The organism is Paracoccus yibinensis (assembly GCF_030846195.1).
GTDB classification, from domain to species: Bacteria; Pseudomonadota; Alphaproteobacteria; order Rhodobacterales; family Rhodobacteraceae; genus Paracoccus; species Paracoccus yibinensis.
Genome location: NZ_JAVCWH010000017.1, coordinates 1 through 19,684, shown reverse-complemented (window position 1 = coordinate 19,684; position 19,684 = coordinate 1). Strand labels below are relative to the sequence as shown.

General features: G+C 59.7%; 13 protein-coding genes. 9 read left to right on the top strand and 4 right to left on the bottom strand.

Annotation, left to right across the window (positions count from 1 at the left end; genetic code table 11):
• Window positions 1-45 precede the first annotated feature (45 nt).
• The 4 genes from RAH32_RS18690 to RAH32_RS18675 all read left to right on the top strand — a co-directional run bounded on the left by RAH32_RS18690 (window position 46) and on the right by RAH32_RS18675 (window position 7,803).
• Window positions 46-1,155 carry an efflux RND transporter periplasmic adaptor subunit gene (locus RAH32_RS18690; protein ID WP_306609943.1) on the top strand — a complete coding sequence of 370 codons (1,110 nt, stop codon included), beginning with the start codon at window positions 46-48 and terminating at the stop codon, window positions 1,153-1,155.
• Window positions 1,152-4,220, top strand: coding sequence for an efflux RND transporter permease subunit (locus tag RAH32_RS18685; protein WP_306609942.1), 3,069 nt, complete (start codon window positions 1,152-1,154; stop codon window positions 4,218-4,220). Before RAH32_RS18690 ends, RAH32_RS18685 begins: the two co-directional genes overlap by 4 nt.
• Window positions 4,221-4,287: 67 nt before the next feature.
• Window positions 4,288-5,277: a Fic family protein gene (locus RAH32_RS18680; protein ID WP_306609941.1), complete on the top strand. Its 990-nt coding sequence runs from the start codon at window positions 4,288-4,290 to the stop codon at window positions 5,275-5,277.
• A gap of 288 nt (window positions 5,278-5,565) precedes the next feature.
• Complete coding sequence (locus tag RAH32_RS18675) at window positions 5,566-7,803, top strand: glycoside hydrolase family 99-like domain-containing protein (protein WP_306609940.1); 2,238 nt, start codon at window positions 5,566-5,568, stop codon at window positions 7,801-7,803.
• Between the two features lie 161 nt (window positions 7,804-7,964).
• Here RAH32_RS18675 and RAH32_RS18670 read toward each other — a convergent pair whose 3' ends face one another.
• Complete coding sequence (locus tag RAH32_RS18670; protein ID WP_306609939.1) at window positions 7,965-8,882, bottom strand: glycosyltransferase; 918 nt, start codon at window positions 8,880-8,882, stop codon at window positions 7,965-7,967.
• A gap of 451 nt (window positions 8,883-9,333) precedes the next feature.
• Here RAH32_RS18670 and RAH32_RS18665 point away from each other — a divergent pair, with 451 nt between their 5' ends.
• Genes RAH32_RS18665 through RAH32_RS18655 form a run of 3 tightly spaced genes read left to right on the top strand, consistent with a single transcriptional unit; the run spans window position 9,334 to window position 14,628 of the window.
• On the top strand, window positions 9,334-12,894 hold the full coding sequence (locus RAH32_RS18665; RefSeq protein WP_306609938.1) for a glycoside hydrolase family 99-like domain-containing protein: 3,561 nt from the start codon (window positions 9,334-9,336) through the stop codon (window positions 12,892-12,894).
• Window positions 12,891-13,865, top strand: coding sequence for a hypothetical protein (locus tag RAH32_RS18660; protein WP_306609937.1), 975 nt, complete (start codon window positions 12,891-12,893; stop codon window positions 13,863-13,865). The genes RAH32_RS18665 and RAH32_RS18660 overlap by 4 nt, the downstream gene beginning before the upstream one ends.
• On the top strand, window positions 13,852-14,628 hold the full coding sequence (locus tag RAH32_RS18655) for a DUF6270 domain-containing protein (protein ID WP_306609936.1): 777 nt from the start codon (window positions 13,852-13,854) through the stop codon (window positions 14,626-14,628). Before RAH32_RS18660 ends, RAH32_RS18655 begins: the two co-directional genes overlap by 14 nt.
• A gap of 165 nt (window positions 14,629-14,793) precedes the next feature.
• Here the strand turns inward: RAH32_RS18655 and RAH32_RS18650 are convergent, their stop codons facing one another.
• From RAH32_RS18650 to RAH32_RS18640, 3 genes are all read right to left on the bottom strand, one after another.
• Complete coding sequence (locus RAH32_RS18650; RefSeq protein ID WP_306609935.1) at window positions 14,794-14,928, bottom strand: hypothetical protein; 135 nt, start codon at window positions 14,926-14,928, stop codon at window positions 14,794-14,796.
• Window positions 14,929-15,124: 196 nt separating this feature from the next.
• On the bottom strand, window positions 15,125-15,790 hold the full coding sequence (locus tag RAH32_RS18645) for an ABC transporter ATP-binding protein (protein ID WP_306609934.1): 666 nt from the start codon (window positions 15,788-15,790) through the stop codon (window positions 15,125-15,127).
• Window positions 15,787-17,142: a KpsE/RkpR family capsule polysaccharide export protein gene (locus RAH32_RS18640; RefSeq protein ID WP_306609933.1), complete on the bottom strand. Its 1,356-nt coding sequence runs from the start codon at window positions 17,140-17,142 to the stop codon at window positions 15,787-15,789. Before RAH32_RS18640 ends, RAH32_RS18645 begins: the two co-directional genes overlap by 4 nt.
• Before the next feature lie 113 nt (window positions 17,143-17,255).
• Here RAH32_RS18640 and RAH32_RS18635 point away from each other — a divergent pair, with 113 nt between their 5' ends.
• The gene (locus RAH32_RS18635; RefSeq protein WP_306609932.1) at window positions 17,256-18,095 is read left to right on the top strand and encodes an ABC transporter permease; all 840 of its coding nucleotides are present in this window, start codon (window positions 17,256-17,258) and stop codon (window positions 18,093-18,095) included.
• Window positions 18,096-18,982: 887 nt separating this feature from the next.
• Window positions 18,983-19,684, top strand: a 702-nt coding sequence (locus tag RAH32_RS18625) for a calcium-binding protein (protein ID WP_306609931.1), incomplete at its 3' end; no start/stop codon positions are given.

Here is a 19,684-nt window from a genome sequence, read left to right as displayed (position 1 = left end):
CGGTTGTTCTAAGGCCAGCACCCCTGATCGTCCGAAGGAGCAGACATGCGCGCGGTGAAGGCCGTCCTGGGACTGGTCGTGATCCTGGCCGCTGCGGCGGGCGGGCTGTGGCTGACCGAACGGCTGCTGGCGGCCCCGGAACCCGCCCAGATGGCCCAAGGCAGCGGCGCCCCCCTGCGGGTCGAGACCATCGCCCCCGAGACCGTCACCTTCGCCGATGCCGTCACCGCCGTGGGCACCGCCCGCGCGCGCCAGGCCGTCGACTTGCTGCCCGACTCCAGCGGCCGCATCACCCGCATCGCCTTCCGCCCCGGCGACCGGGTGGAGGCGGGCGAGGTCCTGGTGGAACTGGACGACCGCGCCGAACAGGCCGACCTGAAGGCGGCCGAGGCGACCTTGGCCGAGGCGCAGGCGGCCTTTGCCCGCCAAGAAAGCCTGAACCAGTCCGGAAGTTCATCGGACGCCGCCTATCAGACCGCGCGCGCCGCGCTGCTGCGGGCCGAGGCGGAACGCGACCGCGCCCTGGTCGCGCTCGAGGATCGCAGCCTGCGCGCGCCCTTCGCGGGCGTCATCGGCCTGACCGACTTGGTGGAAGGGCAGCTGATCGACACCGCCACCCCCATCGCCACCCTGGACGACCTGTCGGTGATCGAGGTCGATTTCAGCGTGCCGGAAATCCTGCTGCCCCGCCTGCAACGGGGCCAGCGGGTCGAACTGACCTCGGCCGCCTGGCCGGGGCGCGCCTTCCAGGGCGAGATCAGCCGCATCGACAGCCGCGTCGATGCCGCGACCCGCAGTCTGGCCTTGCGCGCGGAAATCCCCAACGACGACCGCGCGCTTGCCGGCGGCATGTTCCTGCAGGTCCGGCTGGTCCTGGCCGAACGGCAGCGCCCGGCGATCCCGGAAAACGCGCTGAACGTCGAAGGCGACCGGGTGCTGGTCATGGTGGCGGACGGCGGCACCGCGCGGCAGGTGGACATCGTCACCGGCCAGCAGCAGGACGGGCTGATCGAGGTGGTGTCCGGCCTGGATCCGTCTGCCCGGATCATCGTGACGAACCTGCACCGCCTGTCCGACGGCATCCCCGTCGAGGCCGTGGCCCAGGAACGCCGGGTCGAGGCCGCGCCCGCGCCGCCCACGGAGGGCGACGGATGAGCCTGCCCGACCTTTCGCTGCGCCGGCCGGTCATGGCCACGGTGCTGAACCTGCTGATCGTGCTGATCGGCGCGGTCGCCATGTCGCGCCTGCCCGTCCGCGAACTGCCCCAGATCGAGGCCGCGCAGGTCACGGTCCGGGTGGATTACACCGGCGCCGCGCCCGATGTCGTGGACAGCCAGGTCGCATCCGTGATCGAAGGCGCGCTTGCGGGCGTCAGCGGCGTCACCTCGATGGCCACGGAATCCGAACGCGGCCGGATGCGCACGGTGCTGACCTTCGACTCCGGCCGCGACATCGACGCGGCCGCCAACGACGTCAGGAACGCCGTGGACCGGGTGGTGGGCCGCCTGCCCGAGGAAGCCGACCGGCCCCGCGTGGACAAGAACGACAGCGAGGGCGACCCGGTCGTGCGCTTGTCGCTGTCCAGTCCCGACATGACGCCGCTGCAACTGTCGGATTACGCGACCCGCTTCCTGGTGGACCGGCTGGCCCGACTGCCGGGGGTCGCCAACACCACCACCTTCGGCGCCCGGTCCCCCGCCATGCGCATCTGGCTGGACCAGTCGCGCATGGCTGCATACGGCATCACCACCGGCGACATCATCGGGGCCTTGCAGGCCAACAACATCGAACTGCCCGCCGGAGAGATCGAGACCGGCGCCCGGCAGTTGCAGGTCCTGGCCCAGACCCGGTTTTCCAGCCCCGACACCTTCCGGCAGGTGGTGATCCGCGACGACGGGATCCGTCCTCTGCGCCTTGGCGACGTGGCGCGGATCGAGGAAGGACCCGAACAGCGGGAATCGATCTTCCGCGCCAATGGCGTGCTGTCGCTGGGGATGGGGGTCCAGCCGCAGGCCCAGGCCAATACCGTGGCCATTTCCGATGCGGTCAAGGCGGAACTGGACCGCATCCGCCCCACCCTGCCCCCCGGTATGAGCCTGGAGATCACCGCCGACGAGGCCGTCTTCATCGAAAGCTCGATCAGTCAGGTGCTCAAGGTCTTTGCCGAGGCCGTGGCCCTGGTGATCGCGGTGATCTTCCTGTTCCTGGGATCCATGCGGCTGTCGATGATCCCGGTCGTCACCATCCCGATTTCCGCCCTGGGCGCGGGGCTGGCGATGCTGGCCCTGGGCTTTTCGGTCAACATCCTGACGCTGTTCGCGCTGATCCTGGCCATCGGACTGGTCGTGGACGACGCCATCGTGGTGCTGGAAAACATCCAGCGCCACCGCGCCATGGGCAAGTCGCGCCTGCAGGCGGCGCGCGACGGCACCGCCCAGGTCAGCTTTGCCGTGATCGCCACCACGGCCGTGCTGATCGCGGTCTTCGTCCCCGTCAGCTTCATGGAAGGCGAGATTGGCAAGCTGTTTGCCGAATTCGGCATCGTGCTGGCTGTGGCGGTCGCGGTATCCGCCCTGATCGCCCTGACGCTGTCGCCGGTCCTGGCCGCCAGGATCATGCCGCACGAGGAGCGCGAGAACTGGCTGACCCGGACCATCAACCGGCTGATCGGCGGGCTGGAACGGGTTTATGGCCGGGTGCTGGACCGGCTGATCGCCCGGCCGGTGCCGATCCTGGCCGTGACCGCCTTCCTGATGGCCGCGGCCTTTGCCGTTTATCAGCACCTGCCCCGCGAACTGACCCCGCCCGAGGATCGCGGCCAGATCCGCATCACCGTGACCGCGCCCCAGGGGTCGAACCTGACCTATACCGACGCCGCCACCCGCAAGGTCGAGGCGTTGCTGGAATCCCTGCGCCAGGACGGCACCGTGACCAACGTCACCACCATCGTCGGCACCTGGGGGGAATTGCGCCGGTCGCTTCTGTTCGTGAACCTGGCCGACTGGAAGGACCGCGACGTCAGCGTGGATCAGGTGATCGCCGATCTGCGCCCGCAACTGTCCCAGATTTCCGAGGCCGCGACCTTCATCCGCGCCGCGGGCGGGCTGGGCCTGGGAAGCGGACAGGGCAACATCCGCTGGATGCTGGGCGGTCCCGACATGGAACGGACGGCCGCATGGGCCAGCGACATGGCCGCCGGCCTGGAGGACGACCCGCGCCTCGCCTCGGTCGAGGTGAACTATTCCGCCAATCAGCCGGGCGCCAACCTGTCGATCGACCGCGCCCGCGCTCAGGATCTGGGCCTGTCGTCGGAAACCATCGCCCAGACCCTGCAGGTGCTGTTCGCATCCCGCAGCGTGGGCGAATATACCAGCGACGGGCGGCAATATCCGGTGATCCTGCAAGCCTCGCCCGAGGATCGCGATTCCATCGCCGACATGCTGTCGGTCTTTCTGCGCAACGACCGGGGCGACCTGATCCCCTTGTCGGCCTTCGCCAGCATCGAGACCGGCGCCACCGCCCCATCGGTCAACCGGTACGACCGCCTGATCTCGGTCGAGATGTCGGCCGACATCGCCCCCGGCACGGATCTGGAAGGCGCGATGGCGGCGGTCCAGGACGCGGCGCAGGGCCTACCCGCGGGCGCGGTGCTGGCCTGGGAAGGACAGGCCAAGGATTACCTGGAAAGCTCGGGCGGGATCGCCGCGGTTTTCGTGATGTCGCTGGTCATCGTCTTCCTGGTCCTGGCGGCGCAGTTCGAAAGCTTCCGCACGCCGCTGACGATCATGCTGACCGTGCCGCTGGGCCTGGCCGGCGCGGCGGGGACGCTGCTGATCACCGGGGGGACGGTCAACATCTTTTCCCAGGTGGGGATGATCCTGCTGATCGGCATCATGGCCAAGAACGGCATCCTGATCGTGGAATTCGCCAACCAGCTGCGCGAGGAAGGCAAGCCCCTGGTGGTGGCCGCCCGCGAAGGCGCCGTTGTCCGCCTGCGTCCCATCATGATGACCACGATCGCCACCGTCCTGGGAGCGGTACCGCTGGCCATCGCCAGCGGGGCGGGGTCCGAAAGCCGCAGGGCCATCGGCGCGGTGATCGTGGGCGGGCTGTCGCTGGCCTTCGTGCTGACGCTGCTGGTCACGCCGGTGATCTATGTGCTGATTGAGAGCCTGCGGCGCAAACCCGCGGCGGAAGCGGCGCCGGTGGCGGCGGAATAGGGCTGCGTCCCGCAAGGGCTGGATTCAGGGCTGGCCTTTGCGGACAGGACCGCCCTATGATGCGGATATGCGCGGATCCGGTCTTTCCTGGCAAGGTCTTGATGACGGCGACGGCGATGGGCCCGCCGCGCCCCGGTCGTCCGACTGGCTGGCCGCGCAATCGGCCCTAGCCGTCGATCTGGCCGGGGCGGCGCTTGGCGCAGGGCGGCTCGAGGCGCGGCTGTCGCTGATGGACAAGGAGGCCCGCGCGGGCGCCATCCGCCGCCTGGCCCTGGTCGAGATCGAGGAAATGCTGCGCGCCCAGGGCACCCCCCTGTCGCGCGAGGAGATCGGCCTGGACGCCATGGCCGCGCGCGCGGGCACCGACCTGCAGGCGATGGCCCAGGCCCGCTGGGCTTTGCGGCGGCTGGAGGGGCAGTCCGATCCGGCCAGCCTGCGCGATTTCCTGGCGCTGCACCGCAACCTGGACCGGGAAGACGCGCCCTGGTCGGAACGCCCCGTAGGCGCCGCCTTCGACGCGGCGGCGGATGATTTCCTGACGGCGATGGAAGGATTGGCGGGCCTGCATCCCTTGGCCCGCGCCCCTGCCGCCCGGATGCTGTGGCGGCTGGCGGACCTATCGCCCGACGGGGCCGCGATCGAGGGCGCGGTCTGGGCCGCCCGCGACATGGCCCGCGCTGTGCCCGGCCTGTCCTTCCTGCCGCTGGGCAGCCATGGCCGGGCGATCTGGGCCGATGGCGGTCCGGCCAGGCAGCGCCTGTCGCGGCACCTGGCCGCCCTGGCGCGCGGCACCGAGGATGCCTGCCGGATGCTGGACCGCCTGGCCGACTGGGCGCAATCCGCGCGCGAAGCCACCGCCACCATCAAGGGCCGGAACCCCGCCCGCATCATCGCGGCCCTGGCTGCCCACCCGATCCTGCACACTGCTCAGGTGGAAGAACTGGCCGGTATAAGCCGCGACACTGCCGAGCGCCTACTATCGCGGATGCGCACTATGAAATTAGTGCGGGAAATTACTGGTGCGCGGCGGTTCAGGCTGTGGGCTGCGGCGATGTAAGGGCGAAATGTTTTTCAGCCTGTAACAGCCTTGTCTGCCTGTTGGTTTTTGCAATCAAGGTCCGGCGGCATCCGACCTGCAATGCCGGCAAGCCCTGTTGTATAGCCGCACTTGCCCATGATAGGCACCCCCAGACGCTGCAAAAAGCACGAGCTATAATGTCAGACCTGACCCACAATCTCGGCATTCGTGAATCTGGAATAAAAGGCATTCGGGAATAATCAATGGCCCGAATTGCTTATTCGCATCCCGTTATATCAGGTTTTCCTTTACAAATTCACCTCTAGAGTGGCCAAGAACTTCATGCAAACCTCTGCTGATCATTTTAACAGGGCATTAAGGTTTCTAAGAATATTCCGCCTTCGCAGCTCTGAAAGAGCCTTGGTAAAGGCTGCCAAAAATAATGGTTTTTTTGACAAGGAATATTACCTAGGATCATATCCTCATATTCATCCTTTGTTCAAGAAATTTCCGCTTCGACATTATGCGGTCTATGGCGAAAAAGACGGATACAGGCCAAACCCAGACTTTTCGCCTTTCGCTTATCTGAAGTATAATGCCGATGTGCGCGACGCCAAGATCTCTCCTCTGCTGCATTATTCACAGGTAGGCCGTTCCGAAAACAGAATACACAAGGATCTACCAGAGATCGAGGAGCTTTCAAGCAGCAATGCCCTAAATATTTGCACAACAGGAAAAGAAAATGCAAATCCCTATGCCGTAGTTGTGCATATCTATTACTCAGAGCTATGGTCCGAGTTTGAAGAGCTTCTGAAAAGCGTTCCTTTCGAGTTTGATCTTTATGTTACTCTGACATATCGGGGCGAAATATCCGATAACATTAAGGATTTAGTTCAGAAAGCCTTCCCGGATGCCGTCGTCGTTCAAGTGGAGAACCGTGGGCGCGATATCTTGCCCTTTGTCAGCCTGGTAAATTCCGGGCTGCTTTCAAGTTATAAAGCAGTGTGCAAAATCCATACCAAGAAGTCTCCTCATCGGACGGATGGGGATAACTGGAGACAGCATCTGGTAGAGGGGCTGCTGACGCCGGATCGCGTCGAGAAACGGCTGGCGAGGTTTGTTTCTGATGACACCCTTTCCATCTGGGTTGCTGACGGCCAGTACTATGACGATAGGAAATGGTGGGGATCGAATTTCGAAATCACTCGGCAAATCCTTCGCCGTGTCGAGATAGAGCTGGATCGGGAAAATTGCGGATTTCCTGCCGGTTCGATGTATTGGCTGAAACCGGACATGATCGCCATCATCAAGGCGTTGCAACTGGGCACGGACAGCTTCGACACCGAACTGGGCCAGATCGATGGAACGGTTGCCCATGGGTTCGAACGGGCCATGGGGCCTTTGTGCAAGGCTTTCGGCAACAAGATTGTTCAAGCAAGCGAATTGGACATGCCGCAACGGCAGGCAGGCACCCCCAAGATGCCTGGTTATGTCAGCGCGTTTTATCTGCCGCAATTCCATCCCACCCCGGAAAACGACCTTTGGTGGGGCAAGGGGTTTACGGAATGGCGGAACGTGGTCATGGCCAAGTCCTTGTTTGAAGGCCATGTCCAGCCGATGCTGCCCTTGGATCTGGGCTTTTACGACCTGCGCCTGCCAGAGGTGATGGGCAGCCAGGCCCAGCTTGCGGGCCAGGCTGGCATAGATGCGTTCTGCGTTTATCATTACTGGTTCAGCGGCCGCAGGATACTGGAACAGCCGCTGGACAACCTGCTGAAGCGGCCCGACATCGACTTTCCGTTCTATCTCTGCTGGGCGAACGAAAGCTGGCGGCGCAACTGGGATGGCATGTCCGGGACAGTCCTTCTTGAGCAACGCTATGACGAAGGCTTCGAAACCGCCCTTGCCGATGATTGCGCGTCCTATATGCGCGACAAGCGGTATCAGCGTCCCGACGGATCGCGGCCGCGCTTCGTGATCTATCGGCCCGGCGACCTGCCCGATGCCGCGGCCTCGGTTTCTAGATTGCGCAAGGCATGGCGCCAAAATGGTGTAGGCGAGGTCGAGATCGGGGCCGTTCTGTTTCACCTGGACTATAATACCGACCAACAGGAAGACTTCGATTTCTGGATCGAGATGCCGCCCCATGGCCTGGTCCAGGGAAAGGATTACCTGTTTGGCGGGCCTGGGGGAAGCCTGCTTGATCGCAGGACCAATGGCAATTTTTCAGGACTGGTTTACGATTATACCCGGGTTGTCCAGACTTCGGTATCGGACCAGTATTCGCGATCCCTGCCCGCCAATACGATCCGGGGTGTGATGCCGTCTTGGGACAATACTGCCAGGCGGGGAAACAAGGCCCATATCGCTTATGGTGCCAACCCTGCTTCTTTCAACCTTTGGCTTCGCTCACTGACCGAGAAGGCGCTGAGCCGGTCCTACAGGGGAGAGTTGTTCATCAACGCCTGGAACGAATGGGCGGAAAAAGCGGTCCTGGAACCTAGCATGAAATATGATGACCTGTATCTAAAAGTGCTGTCGCGTTACTGCCGATCCGGCAGCTGAATGCCGCAGCCTTTTGCCGAAAAAGGTCGGCATGAGCAGTCTTCCACCTTGGCTAAGGCAATCATAATTTGGCCTTACCGGGTTAGGCCAATCTTAGAAAAACTGGATCATTCTGGAACAGCAGGGTTTCAGGCCAAGCGGGTGCACGAGGCCGCATTTCCTCAGAACCTGCCCAAAGCAACCAGCAGCCAGAATGCCAGATGATCCCGGCGGGTCTGATAATAGATGCCGGATCGCCGCAACTGGGCAATTTTTTGCGGCAGAGGTGCCGAAAGCGCCTTGGTAAAGGCGTCGAGGCTGCGGCGGTTTTCCGGGGTCAGCAGGTCGGCACAAACCCCGAGGGCCGCGCTGTTCTGTTGCGCCCAGGATCTGTATCGGCCCCCTAGATGTCTCCTGATCCGGGCAGGAAGCCTTTTCAACCCGCCCATGCCGATGACATTGCTGTCATGCTGCCGGTAAAGGATACCGGGAACGGGATCCAGGACAGCCCTGCCTCCTGCCCCGGTGATCATCTGATAAGCCCACCAGTCATGAACCGGCATCGGCCCTGTCCGTCTTTCCGCCCTTTGCAGAAGATGCGCAGCGGGAGGCGTCAGGACCATGGTATTGCCGCTGAGCATGTTCTGCACCAGGGCATTGCGGAACCCCAGGGGCGCGGAAGGCAGAGCCGACAGCCTGACTGGCTTCAAGCTTTCATCGCATATCTTCATGCGGCAGCCATAGATGGCAAGGGGATCGGATAATCGCGACAGACTGTCTAGGGCACGCGACAGGTGATCCCGGTCCCAGACATCGTCCTGATCGCTGAAGGCCAGGAAGCTGTTTTCCAGATCCGCCCGACGCAGCAGGCTGCGGAAATTCTTGGTCGCCCCCTTGCCGGGGCCTTGCAGTAGCGCGACCTGGCCTGGGGGCCGAGCGCGGATGAACTGGTCAATGACCTGGCGGCTGTGGTCAGTCGAGGCATCGTCCGAGATCAGCAACCGCCAGGCAGTATGGCTTTGGGCGGCGATGCTGGCAAACTGATCGATGAGGAAGCGCGCGCCATTGTGGGTGGCCATCAGGATCAGCACGTCCAACACGGTTCAGCCTTTCCAACGGCAGGCATCACATGATCCGGCCCGAGATCCTTCGAACTCCGCTGCCCCATCTTCCCATGAATTGTCAAGCTGAGGCGGATTGGGGATTTTATCCCACGATCCGATAGCGCGATCCTTCCAGGGAGGGAATCGCCTGGTCAGGGGGCGTCACGGGAGCGCCACAACCACGCAGACCGTCAGAGTTGCAACGATCACAAGCTTCGCTGACCCCGGCCCAGGTGGCTCGTCGGGTTCCCATGCCTTGCGCAGTTCTTCGCTTGTTCGGCACGCCAAGCCTTCTGTCACGGCCCTTTGCGCTTGCGGCGGACATCTTACAACTGCTGCCAGCCTGTTGTAGAGGGCAAGCCTGACTGTTACCTGCATTCCTCCCCGCTCTGGCGAGGAAACAAAGGAAGCAAGTCTTGCCGGACGACATTTGGGCTGAACGGATGAAATGGAAGGTTCTGTGAAAAATCTTCGGAAACTGGTTTCTCGGGTCAGAGAGAAAATCGAAGTTCATCGGAATGTAAGAGTTGTCGCCGAGCACTTCGATCAAGATTTTTATCTATCGCACAACCCTGATGTTTGCGAAGCGAAAGTCAACCCTCTGGTTCATTATCTTAGAACTGGCTGGCAAGAGGGACGCGATCCAAATGAGCAGTTTTCGACCGCATATTACCTTTTCAGCAATCCAGATGTGTTAGTGACGCAGAGAAACCCTCTGGTCCATTACATCAAGCATGGTAAGGCCGAAGGACGCTCCATACGTCCCCCTGCGCCGATGACCGGTGCACGGCCCGCATGCCGCCCTTATTTCATAACGCCGGTTTCGCCTGTTCCACAAGGTCTGCGCGTTGCGGTGCATTATCACGTCTTCTATCCCGACATGGTGGAGGACTTTGCGCGTCGGCTGAGCGCGGTACCCGTGCAGATCGATCTTTTCGTCAGCGTCCCAGCGGGTCATCTGGACATAGAACTGCTGCGAAAGAAGTTCCAGGAAGTGCTTCCGGACACGCAGTGCGAAATTCAGGAATTCCCCAATCGCGGCCGGGATCTGGGACCATTCGTTGCCCATTTCGCCGAAAAGCTGTCCGCCTATGACGTGATCGGACATTTCCACACCAAAAAAAGTCCGCATAATCCGCTGCTCGACCGCTGGAACGCCGATATCCTTGACGCGCTGATCGGCTGCGGCGGCAAGGCAGGGCGCCTGCCAGCGGCAGAAACGGCATTCACCCTGATCACCAGCGGTCAGACTTCATGGGTCACGGCGCCCCCTCCCTTAGGATATTTTCCCGATGCAGATGGCTGGGGCCAGAACAGGAACCCAGCACGTTGCCTGCTGGAACGGATTGGCAGCAACATCGGACTGCCTGACATGATAAACTTCCCGCAAGGTTCGATGTTCTGGACAGGACCCAGTGTCCTGAAGCAGTTGGCGCATTTCAGATTGAACCTTGCCGACTTCCCGATCGAACCGATTCCAGCAGACGGCACGGTGGCTCATGCGCTGGAAAGAATGCTGTTCTTGCTGGCGCCGGGCGAGGGTCAACAGCCGCATGTCCTTTATGCGGATAAAGGGCCACAGGATGCCCCGTTCTACGAGGCTCAGGAAGATTTCTCCGCTACTCTCGATCCTGCTGCCCCCAAGGTGCTGGCCTATTACCTTCCCCAATTCCACCCCACGCCTGAAAACGACGAATGGCACGGTCCGGGCTTTACCGAATGGACCAAGGTCCGCGATGCGCAGCCGTTGTTTCAAGGGCATCAACAGCAGCGCCAGCCCCACCCCGACATCGGGTATTACCTGCTAACGCCGGACACGCTTCGCAAACAGGCGGAAATCGCGAAGAAGGCCGGGGTCGGTGGCTTCATCTTCTACCATTATTGGTTCAGCGGCCGCATGATCCTAGAAAGGCCGGCGCAGGAATTGCTGGCCAACCCGGATATTGAATTGCCTTATTGCTTCTGCTGGGCCAATGAAAACTGGACACGGCGTTGGGACGGTTCCGACAAGCAGGTACTATTGGAACAGAAGTACAGCGCCGATGACGCACGGGCATTTATCGAATACCTGATCCCCTTTTTCCGGGATCCGCGCTATCTGCGACACGAAGGACGGCCGATCATTTTCATCTATCGGCCAAGCCTGATGCCAACCGATCTTGCATATGTCGATATCTGGCGTGCTGTCTGCAAGGAAAATGGGCTGCCTGCTCCCTATGTCGTGGGCACCCTGAAGGACATCCCTGCATCCCTGATCGCGCAGAAAGCTGATGCTGCAGTGGAACGGGTTCTGCATGACTGGATGGGATCTGCTGCAAAGCCGATCGACAATCGGGTGCAGTTCTACGAAAAGCCTGCAACCGGTATTTTGGATTATTCAGACGTTGTCCGCCATTATATCGATGACCGGCCAACATGCGAAACGCTGCCGGTCCTGCGTTCCATTGTTCCGTGCTTTGACAATACGCCGCGCTATGGATCACGCGCGCACATTACCCATGCTCCAAGACCTGACCTGTTTGAAAGCTGGCTTACCGCCTTGATCAGCCAAGCCCGTGGGGCGGACGGTTTTGCAAGTCGGTTTGTGGTGGTGAACGCCTGGAATGAATGGGGGGAAACGGCCATGATCGAGCCGGATACCCGGTTCGGCTATGCCTATCTGAACGCCATAGGCCGTGTGCTGTCCGGTGATGCGGCGCAGCAAGCCCTGCCAGCCGAGGTGCAGGATGTTTCCAAGCTACAGTTGCATCTTCAACTGCCCGGTGATGTATGCAGTGACCCGCGCTACGACTTGCGCCAGCATGAGTTGATGATCGCGGCGCTGCGTCAGACCGCTGCGCGAGGCTTGCGCCTTTCCGTCAACTCGCAGCGCATGGCCCAGCAAGCAGGGGTGCTTTATGCGCCCGAGGCTGCCGAAAGCAGCTTTGTCGCCCGCATCCGTCGTCCCTTTGCCGCCACGCCGGACTGCCTGTATCACCTGGTTTTGGCGGCAAGCCAAACCCCAGATGAAGAGCACATTCCCACCTGGTATCCCAAGGAATTCGAGAAACCGCTCGACCCACAGGGCCGCCTGTCGCGTTTGGCCATGGCTGACGGATATTATGCGCCGTTTGTCGTGACGGCGCCCAACTTCAGGCTAAACTCCCCTCGGATGCTCAGGTTCTGTCCTGAAGCATTCGCCGCCTTGACTTTGCCAGATAACCTGGATCGTGGTGCTCCCTTTGTCGACACCATTGTCCGCGTTCATGGCGGCGCTCGCTTCTCCTTGCTGGAACGAGCCTTGCTGAGCCTGATCGCGCAGGCAAGCGCGTCAGTCAGGCCTATTGTCATCGGCCAGGATCTCAGCAACGCACAGCAGGCGCAAGTCGATCGCATCCTACAGGACTTGCCTTGGAGAGGAGGAGTCCAGCCGGAAGCCTGCTATCTTTCCTCAACAAGGGAATGTCCTGACCTTCGTGCCACTGCCTTGCAAACGGGATTGGGCAAGGTCCGGCGCGGTGCCCTTGTCGGTTTTCTGGACTATGACGACCTGCTGTTTGCAGACGCTTATCAAAAGTTGAATTGGCGGCTCATAGCCTCTGGAAAGGCTCTGGCATTCGGCAGGGTGTATCGAACTGTTGCCAACAAGCAGGATATGATTACGGCCCGCGAGCGCACTTACCAATATGGGTTCTCGTATGAAGAGTTCCTGGAAAGAAATCACGCGCCGATACACAGCTACCTATTGGATTCAAGAAAAGTGGACCTGAGCAGAGTTAACCTCCCAAAAGGCATGAGATTTCTGGAGGATTACATGATGCTCATGCAGTTGGCCGAGAGGGGTAATGCGGACTGGGACGGACTTTCCCAGAATATTTACGTCGGCGACTACATGCATTACAGCAATGGAGCTGGAACGCTGTCTATTGTCGAGGGTGACGAACGCGAAAAGGCTTTGCAAACAGAAGATTACCAAGTCGCTTCAGCACTGCTGGATGAACTTCGCCGCAGCCGGAAAGAAAATCCATGAGCCGACTGGTCATTCATATCGGCTTGCATAAAACAGGATCAACAGCAATCCAGAACGTGCTGGGCAATGCTAGAAATTTGCTTTTGCAGGAGAGGATTATCTATCCCTCGTTCGAGGGAGAATTTTATCACCACGGCTTGGTAAATCCATGGATCGCGCTGCCAAAGGTTTATAGCTTTTCCGATCCGGCAAAGGCATGGAAAGATTTGGCGGAACTTGCCAAAGGCGATCATACGGTTATTGTATCGAGTGAAGAGTTCAGCCGACTGCAACGCAGTTCCATAAACTATAAAGAGGTTCGAGAGATGACGCGAGCCTTTGACGAGGTGACGGTTGTTCTTGTTCTTCGCCACCAGCTTCAGTATATTCAATCCATTTATCTGGAAGTCAGCAAAAATACGAATATCGGAGCTTTTTCGCCATTTCTGACCAAAAGCGTTCAATCAGGTTACTGCACCGGCCTGGCGCTGGATTATGGTCTTGTTTTGAATAATCTGGAGCAAGGTTTTCCGCCCGATGCTATTCGCGTCTTGTCTTATGACGTATTAAACACCTCGGATACGGGCTTTGTTCGGGGATTTCTGGATTGTCTCGGGATTGCGCCTCGTCGTGCCGCCGAAAGCCTGCAATCCGTGAAAACGAATGTCAGTTCGGATGCTTTGGCGGTGTGGATGGCCAGCATTTCCCGAGCACCGGATGTCGTTTCGCCGGAAGCATTGAAAATTTGGACCCACGCCCTGAAGCGCCAGCTGGGCACGCACCAGCAACTTATCTTTACACGAAGCGAAGCCGATTTTATCTGCGATCGATATGCTCAGGCAAACGAGGCCTTTGCCTGCCGGGTCAAGGACGCAAATCCTGATTTTTTGATGCCACTGGAAATACGCTCGGATAAGGCAATATATCGTGAAGACATAACGCCGGAGGTGTGGCGGAAAGTTCGCGCGGTCCTACAAGATGCTAGTGTCTGAGATTGGGGCAATGAACAAGAATATTGTCATATTTGGGTCGTGCGTTACGCGCGACGCCATGGAATTTAATGGACTAAAAGACTCTCTACTGTATTTTCACTGCAGATCCAATTTGGCAAGCTTGACAAGTTCAAAGCCGATCAAGAGTGAATTTGATCTTGTCGGATTGAATCCCTTTCTGCACCGCTGTGTTTCCCGCGATCTCAAGAAGGACTTTGCAACGAATTTCGAAAACTGCATTGTCATCTTCGATTTCCTTGACGATCGGTTTCCGATTGGAACCAAAGATGATTCTTTTTTTACATACAACCACCATGTAGCAAAGTTGAATCCATCATCTTACAGGGACATGGGAGTCATCCAGCACTTCCAGAGGAACAACTGGCCTTTGGTTGAGAAGCTGGTGGATTCTTTTGCCAATCGATTTGCCGATCTGGTCTCAAGAAACAAAACCATTCTTCACACCGCAAGCTTTAGTCCTTTTTACGACGGCAAGGACAGCAATGATGAACACTGCCTTATGATGCGCAGCTATTATAATTTCTTGTTCAATTCCTTATGCAAGCGCATTTCATTCGACCATGTCATTGATTGCATGGATAGCCTGGTTGACGCCAATTCCACCCCTGCCTTTCATCGCTGGGGTCACGCACCATTCCATTATCATGATGCCTATAATCACTGTCTATCGGAAAAAATTATCCGCATCCAGAATGAGGAGAGTTGCAGTCGATCAGTCCGGGCGTCTGGTGGACTGGATTAAGGATGATTTTGTATGACTTTGAAGCCCAGTCCTTGCAGACGTATTTGTAGGAGGCAGGTCAAGCAGCGTCTCGAACGTGATGCGGAGCTTCAGATTGCGCTGAATACTTGGACAGGAACACAACTGGCCGTAATTGTCGCCCGTTGCGATCTTGTGAGGAAGCGGCTAGGACAGGCCAACCACCGCCGCGCGGCGCAGATACTCGATGACCATTGTCTTGCCGACGCCGGTCGCAAGTGTGATCCGCCGGGTCGACATGCCCTGCGCATGCAGGCGCAGCACGTCCTCGGTCTTCCTCATCGCGCGCCTTCTTCCGCTGTCGCAACAGCTTGTGGGTAGCGCAGATGTCTGCCTCAGACCCGCCCGCGTGACGGAGCCCGCTCAGATCAGCCTGGCCGGAATGCGGCTGGAATGGGTGGTCGGATGTTTATGGATTTCGTGGTCGGATCACCGTGGTGCGTGCACCCAATCCCAAGCAATCGCAAGATTGCCATGCTCATGCGGCGGGCCGCCGCATGTTTTCGGTATGTGCTGCAATGGCCTCTTCGAGGTTGTGATAATAGCTGAGCTTTCCGTTTTCCAAGACCGCCCCTGCCTGGCAGATTTCGCGCAAGGACTGCATCGAATGGGACACAACCACCGCGCCCGCGGCTTTCATGCGGGCGTTGAAGACGTGGTTCGATTTGGCGCGGAAAGCGGCGTCGCCCACGGCCGACACCTCGTCCACCAGATAGGTGTCGAAGGGCACGGCCATGGATACGCCGAAGGCCAACCGCGCCCGCATCCCGGCCGAATAGGTGCGGAAGGGCAAGTAGAAATGCTGGCCCAGTTCGGCGAAATCTTCCACGAAGTCGCGCATCTCGTCCGTGTCGATCCCATAGACGCGCGCGACGAAGCGGCAGTTCTGTTCCCCTGTCAGTTCGCCGTTGAAGGACCCCGCAAAGCCCACCGGCCAGCTGATCGTGCCGGTCGACAAGACCTCCCCCGAGGTGGGCAGCATCTCGCCCGAGATCATGCGCAGCAACGACGACTTGCCCGCGCCGTTGCGTCCCAGCAGTGCGACGGACACACCCGTCGGAAAGGTCACGTTCATGTTGTCGGCGACGACCTTTCGCCGCCCGTTCAGCTTGTAGATCTTGGTGAGGTTTTCCAGCCGGATCATCGACGGTCGCGCAGACTGTAAAAGGTCAGGATGCCGACGATCCAGATCAGCAGCAGGAAGCCCCCCATGATCGACAGCAGCTTTGCCCGCATGGGGAATTCGGCATCCTCGGCCAGGGTCGGCTTGACATAGGCGGCCAGGTATCGGGTCTGGCGTGCGGACTCGGCCCGGGCGGCGTCATAGGTGGCAAGCGCCGCGATATAGCTCTGCTGGGCGAATTCGCGATCCACCATCAGGCTTTCGAACTGGCCCACGACCGTGGACAGCGCCTCGCCGGTGGCGGTCTCGGAGCCGAATTTCTGGCGTTCTGCGGCGATCTGTTCGCGGATCACGTTCACCCGAAGCTGGGTTTGTTCGATCCGGGGGTCATTTTCCTGGGCATTTGCCTGAAGAAGGCCAAGCGCGACAAGCTGTTCGGCCAGTTGCGCCTGAAGGGTGCTGACGACGCCCGCCTGTCCGGCGACATCGGCGGCCGGATCGACAAGCTGGTGGCGGTTGCGGAACTCGGTCATTTCCTGGCGCGCGGAACGCAGCCGTTCCAGGGCCTCGTCCAGGTCGTTGCGGGCATAACGCAGCGCGTCCTCGCGGGCCACGTCGTTCAGCTCGTTCACCAGGACGGTGCTTTCGTCATAGATCGCCTGGGTGATCGCCTGGGCGTCCTTGGGATCGAAGGCCACCACGCGCAGGTCGATCATGCCCGCATCGTAATAGACGCGAACCTTGCGTTCCCATTCCGACAGCAGATCCTCCAGCGAGTCGTTGCCGGTATAGGCGAAGACCGGATCGTTCTCGGGCTTGGACCACATCGCGCGCAGGTCCAGCCGATCGTCGATGCGCTGCACCAGGTCATGGCTTTGGATGAACTTGTAGAGGATATCCGTATCGCTGCCCGTACTTGAGGTCGTACCTACAAGCGAGGTCAGTCCGCCCAGCAGATCACTGGTGGCGAGACCGGATTCCGATCGCACCGTGAAGCCCATGTAGGACGCATACTGGTTCTCGGCCCGCGCATACAGATACCAGGTGCTGACCAGGATCGGCAGCAGCACGATCACCACGAAGCTGGCGGCCACGCCCAGATGGCGCGGCTTCAGGCGGGCGGTCGATGCCGCGGGCTTGACCGGCGCCTGGGGCGGGGGCATCTGCGGGGCAGGGCGGCCCGGCGCCGCCGGCACGGGACGCGGGGCGGCCGCACCCCCCGCTGCCGGGTTCGGCTGGGCCGCGGCAGGCCTTGCCGCGGCAGGCTGGCCCGCTAGCACGGGCCGGGGCTGCGCGGGCACGGCGCCGACGGGGGTGGGGTTGGCAGGACGGGGGGCGTCGGCGTGAACCGGCTTGTCGTTCTGGACGGTCATGCGCAGACACTCGGGGTTGTTGATCTGTCGAGCGGTGTCATACATAAGCCGCCCACACAGTTCCAGCGTCCATCCCTGACGGGGGCGTGAACAGGCAAGGGGCAGTCGGGCCTATGTCCAAGATCAATTTCCCTTCGGCCGCCGCGGCGCAGCCCCCCGAGGGGACGTTGCGCCTGTCGCATCGGCACCGGTCCTTTTCCAGTTTCCGGGCCATCGGCGCCCTGGTGCTGCGCGAGATGGCGACGACGAACGGCAGATCCGCCGGCGGCTATCTGTGGGCGGTCGCCGAACCCGTGGCCGGCATCGTGTTGTTGACGCTGGTCTTTTCCATGGTCCTGGCCAAGCCGCCCATCGGCACGAACTTCCCGATCTTCTATGCCACCGGAATGGTGCCGTTCATGTTCTATATGGCGATATCTGGCAAGGTGGCGCAGTCCATCCTGTATTCCAAGGCATTGCTGGCCTATCCCGCCGTGACCTTCATGGATGCCTTGTTGGCGCGCATGATCATGAACGGCATCACGCAGATGTTGGTGGCCTATATTGTCTTCGCCGCGCTTTTGTTCTTTCAGGACACGCGGACCGACCCTCAGGCCGGAGGCATCGCCTTGTCGCTGCTGATGGCCTTTTCCTTTGGCGTCGCCGTGGGGGCGGTGAACTGTTTTCTAAGCGAGGCCTTTACCTGGTGGCCGCAGGTCTGGGCGATCCTGAACCGGCCCCTGTTTCTGGTTTCCTGCGTCTTCTTCATGTATGACGATATCCCGGCGCCGTTTTCGGACTATCTGTGGTTCAACCCGCTGGTCCATGTGGTCGGCCAGATGCGGAAGTCGTTTTATCCTTCCTATGCAGGAGATTACGTCAGCCCGCTTTATGTGCTGGGGGTGTCACTGTTCGTCTATGCCCTGGGCCTGGCGCTTCTGATTCGCTATCACCGCGACTTGCAGAACAGCTGATCACCGCCGTGGGTTGATCAGGCGGCGTAATCTCCAGTGAACTGCCAAACATCCAACCGGCGGCGCTTATCGCAGGGAGATCATGCTATGAACCAGATCATCGAGACCGCGAGTTTGTCGCTCCTGTCCGTAGAGGCCGGGTTCGGCCCGATCGATAAGAGCCTGAAGACGAAGGCGCCCGCCACCATCGAGACAGTATTGGAAGAAGAGCTTGCGGTTTCTCGGCTGCTTTCGCTACGGTTGGAGTGTCGACCGGGTAATAGGTTATCGGCACAGCTACCGGGAGCGACAGCTCACCGGAACCTTTGGGCGGGTGCCGCATGCGCGGATTGAAGACAAGCCCGGCTAGGTCAGGGAACGGACCAAGACATTGCTACGTCGCGGGCGGCTGACGAAGAAGGCTGAGGCAGTGATCGCGGCGATCCATATTGCCGGCGCCAGTACGCACCGGGTCGGACACTGGAACAGGTCTGTGCCCAAGTCGGCTATCCCAAAACCATCCGAGTCTACAAGGTGGTGTGATCGATCGATCCGAGCCGTCGGACACTCCATGTGTGCCAATGGCCCGATGTGGCCGTCACCCTGTTTGGAACCAACGTCGCGGGACCCATCTTGGCCAGCGTTCATGTGCAAGCGCACCAACAGGCCAGACATATGAACGCAAGCGATCCGATCAAAATCATCAAGGAGTTCTTGTAGGGAGGGGGCCGTCCACATATGGCACACAGATGCCATCGAGGGGCGGTCACATCATCAATTCCCATATGATGAAAAGAGATTTCAAAATAAATTTCTTCAAAAACAAAGTGATAATTCATACTTAAAACCAAAATCAGGGCTCTAACTATTGACTTTGGAAGGGCTTTGACCTTCGGTGAAGTTACAACTTGGCACAGGATAAAGCTGATATGTCTGGTAACCAGTATTCAGGACTGAGCAATAACACCTCCAACGCGGATGAAGCAGCCCAGGATGACTATGGAGATTGGATCGATGACATTTCTCCACTTCCTGGCAACTTAGGAGTTGGAGTCTCTGTTTCTGGAGAAATTCAGGATGCTCAGGATGTTGATACTTTCGCCATCACTCTTGTAGCAAATCAAACCTACACAATTGATCTTCAAGGGCTACCAAGCGGAAACGGGACGCTGCGAGATCCGACTCTCCAACTTCGGGATGATACCGGCAACTTTCTTGCCGCCAGCTTTGATGACATTGGCAGCGAATCTCGACTTATCTTCACCCCATCTGCGTCAGGCACTTATTTTCTGCTGGCGGAAGGCTTCGGAAATCTTGTGGGGACGTATAAAATCTCTGCCACACTGGATGCAACTTCTGGCAATGACGTCCTGACGGGAACCCCTTTTGCCGACAAGATCTCCGGACTCGCTGGAGATGATATTTTGAACGGCGGCATTGGAAACGATACCCTTTTTGGGGACGCCGGCAACGATCTGCTTTCCGGCGGTGCCGGTGCGGATGTGCTGAACGGCGGCCTGGGCAACGACACTTATGTGCTCCATGACAGGGACTCGATCGTCGAGGCTGCCGGCGGGGGCAGTGACACAGTCAGAAGCGCCTTCAGCTAC

Excerpts from the sequence above, each read along its gene's own strand:
- RAH32_RS18690 (WP_306609943.1), top strand. The coding sequence starts at position 46 with ATGCGCGCGGTGAAGGCCGTCCTGGGACTGGTCGTGATCCTGGCCGCT.
- RAH32_RS18685 (WP_306609942.1), top strand. The coding sequence starts at position 1,152 with ATGAGCCTGCCCGACCTTTCGCTGCGCCGGCCGGTCATGGCCACGGTG.
- RAH32_RS18680 (WP_306609941.1), top strand. The coding sequence starts at position 4,288 with ATGCGCGGATCCGGTCTTTCCTGGCAAGGTCTTGATGACGGCGACGGC.
- RAH32_RS18665 (WP_306609938.1), top strand. The coding sequence starts at position 9,334 with ATGGAAGGTTCTGTGAAAAATCTTCGGAAACTGGTTTCTCGGGTCAGA.
- RAH32_RS18660 (WP_306609937.1), top strand. The coding sequence starts at position 12,891 with ATGAGCCGACTGGTCATTCATATCGGCTTGCATAAAACAGGATCAACA.
- RAH32_RS18655 (WP_306609936.1), top strand. The coding sequence starts at position 13,852 with ATGCTAGTGTCTGAGATTGGGGCAATGAACAAGAATATTGTCATATTT.
- RAH32_RS18650 (WP_306609935.1), bottom strand. The coding sequence starts at position 14,928 with ATGAGGAAGACCGAGGACGTGCTGCGCCTGCATGCGCAGGGCATGTCG.
- RAH32_RS18645 (WP_306609934.1), bottom strand. The coding sequence starts at position 15,790 with ATGATCCGGCTGGAAAACCTCACCAAGATCTACAAGCTGAACGGGCGG.
- RAH32_RS18640 (WP_306609933.1), bottom strand. The coding sequence starts at position 17,142 with ATGACCGTCCAGAACGACAAGCCGGTTCACGCCGACGCCCCCCGTCCT.
- RAH32_RS18635 (WP_306609932.1), top strand. The coding sequence starts at position 17,256 with ATGTCCAAGATCAATTTCCCTTCGGCCGCCGCGGCGCAGCCCCCCGAG.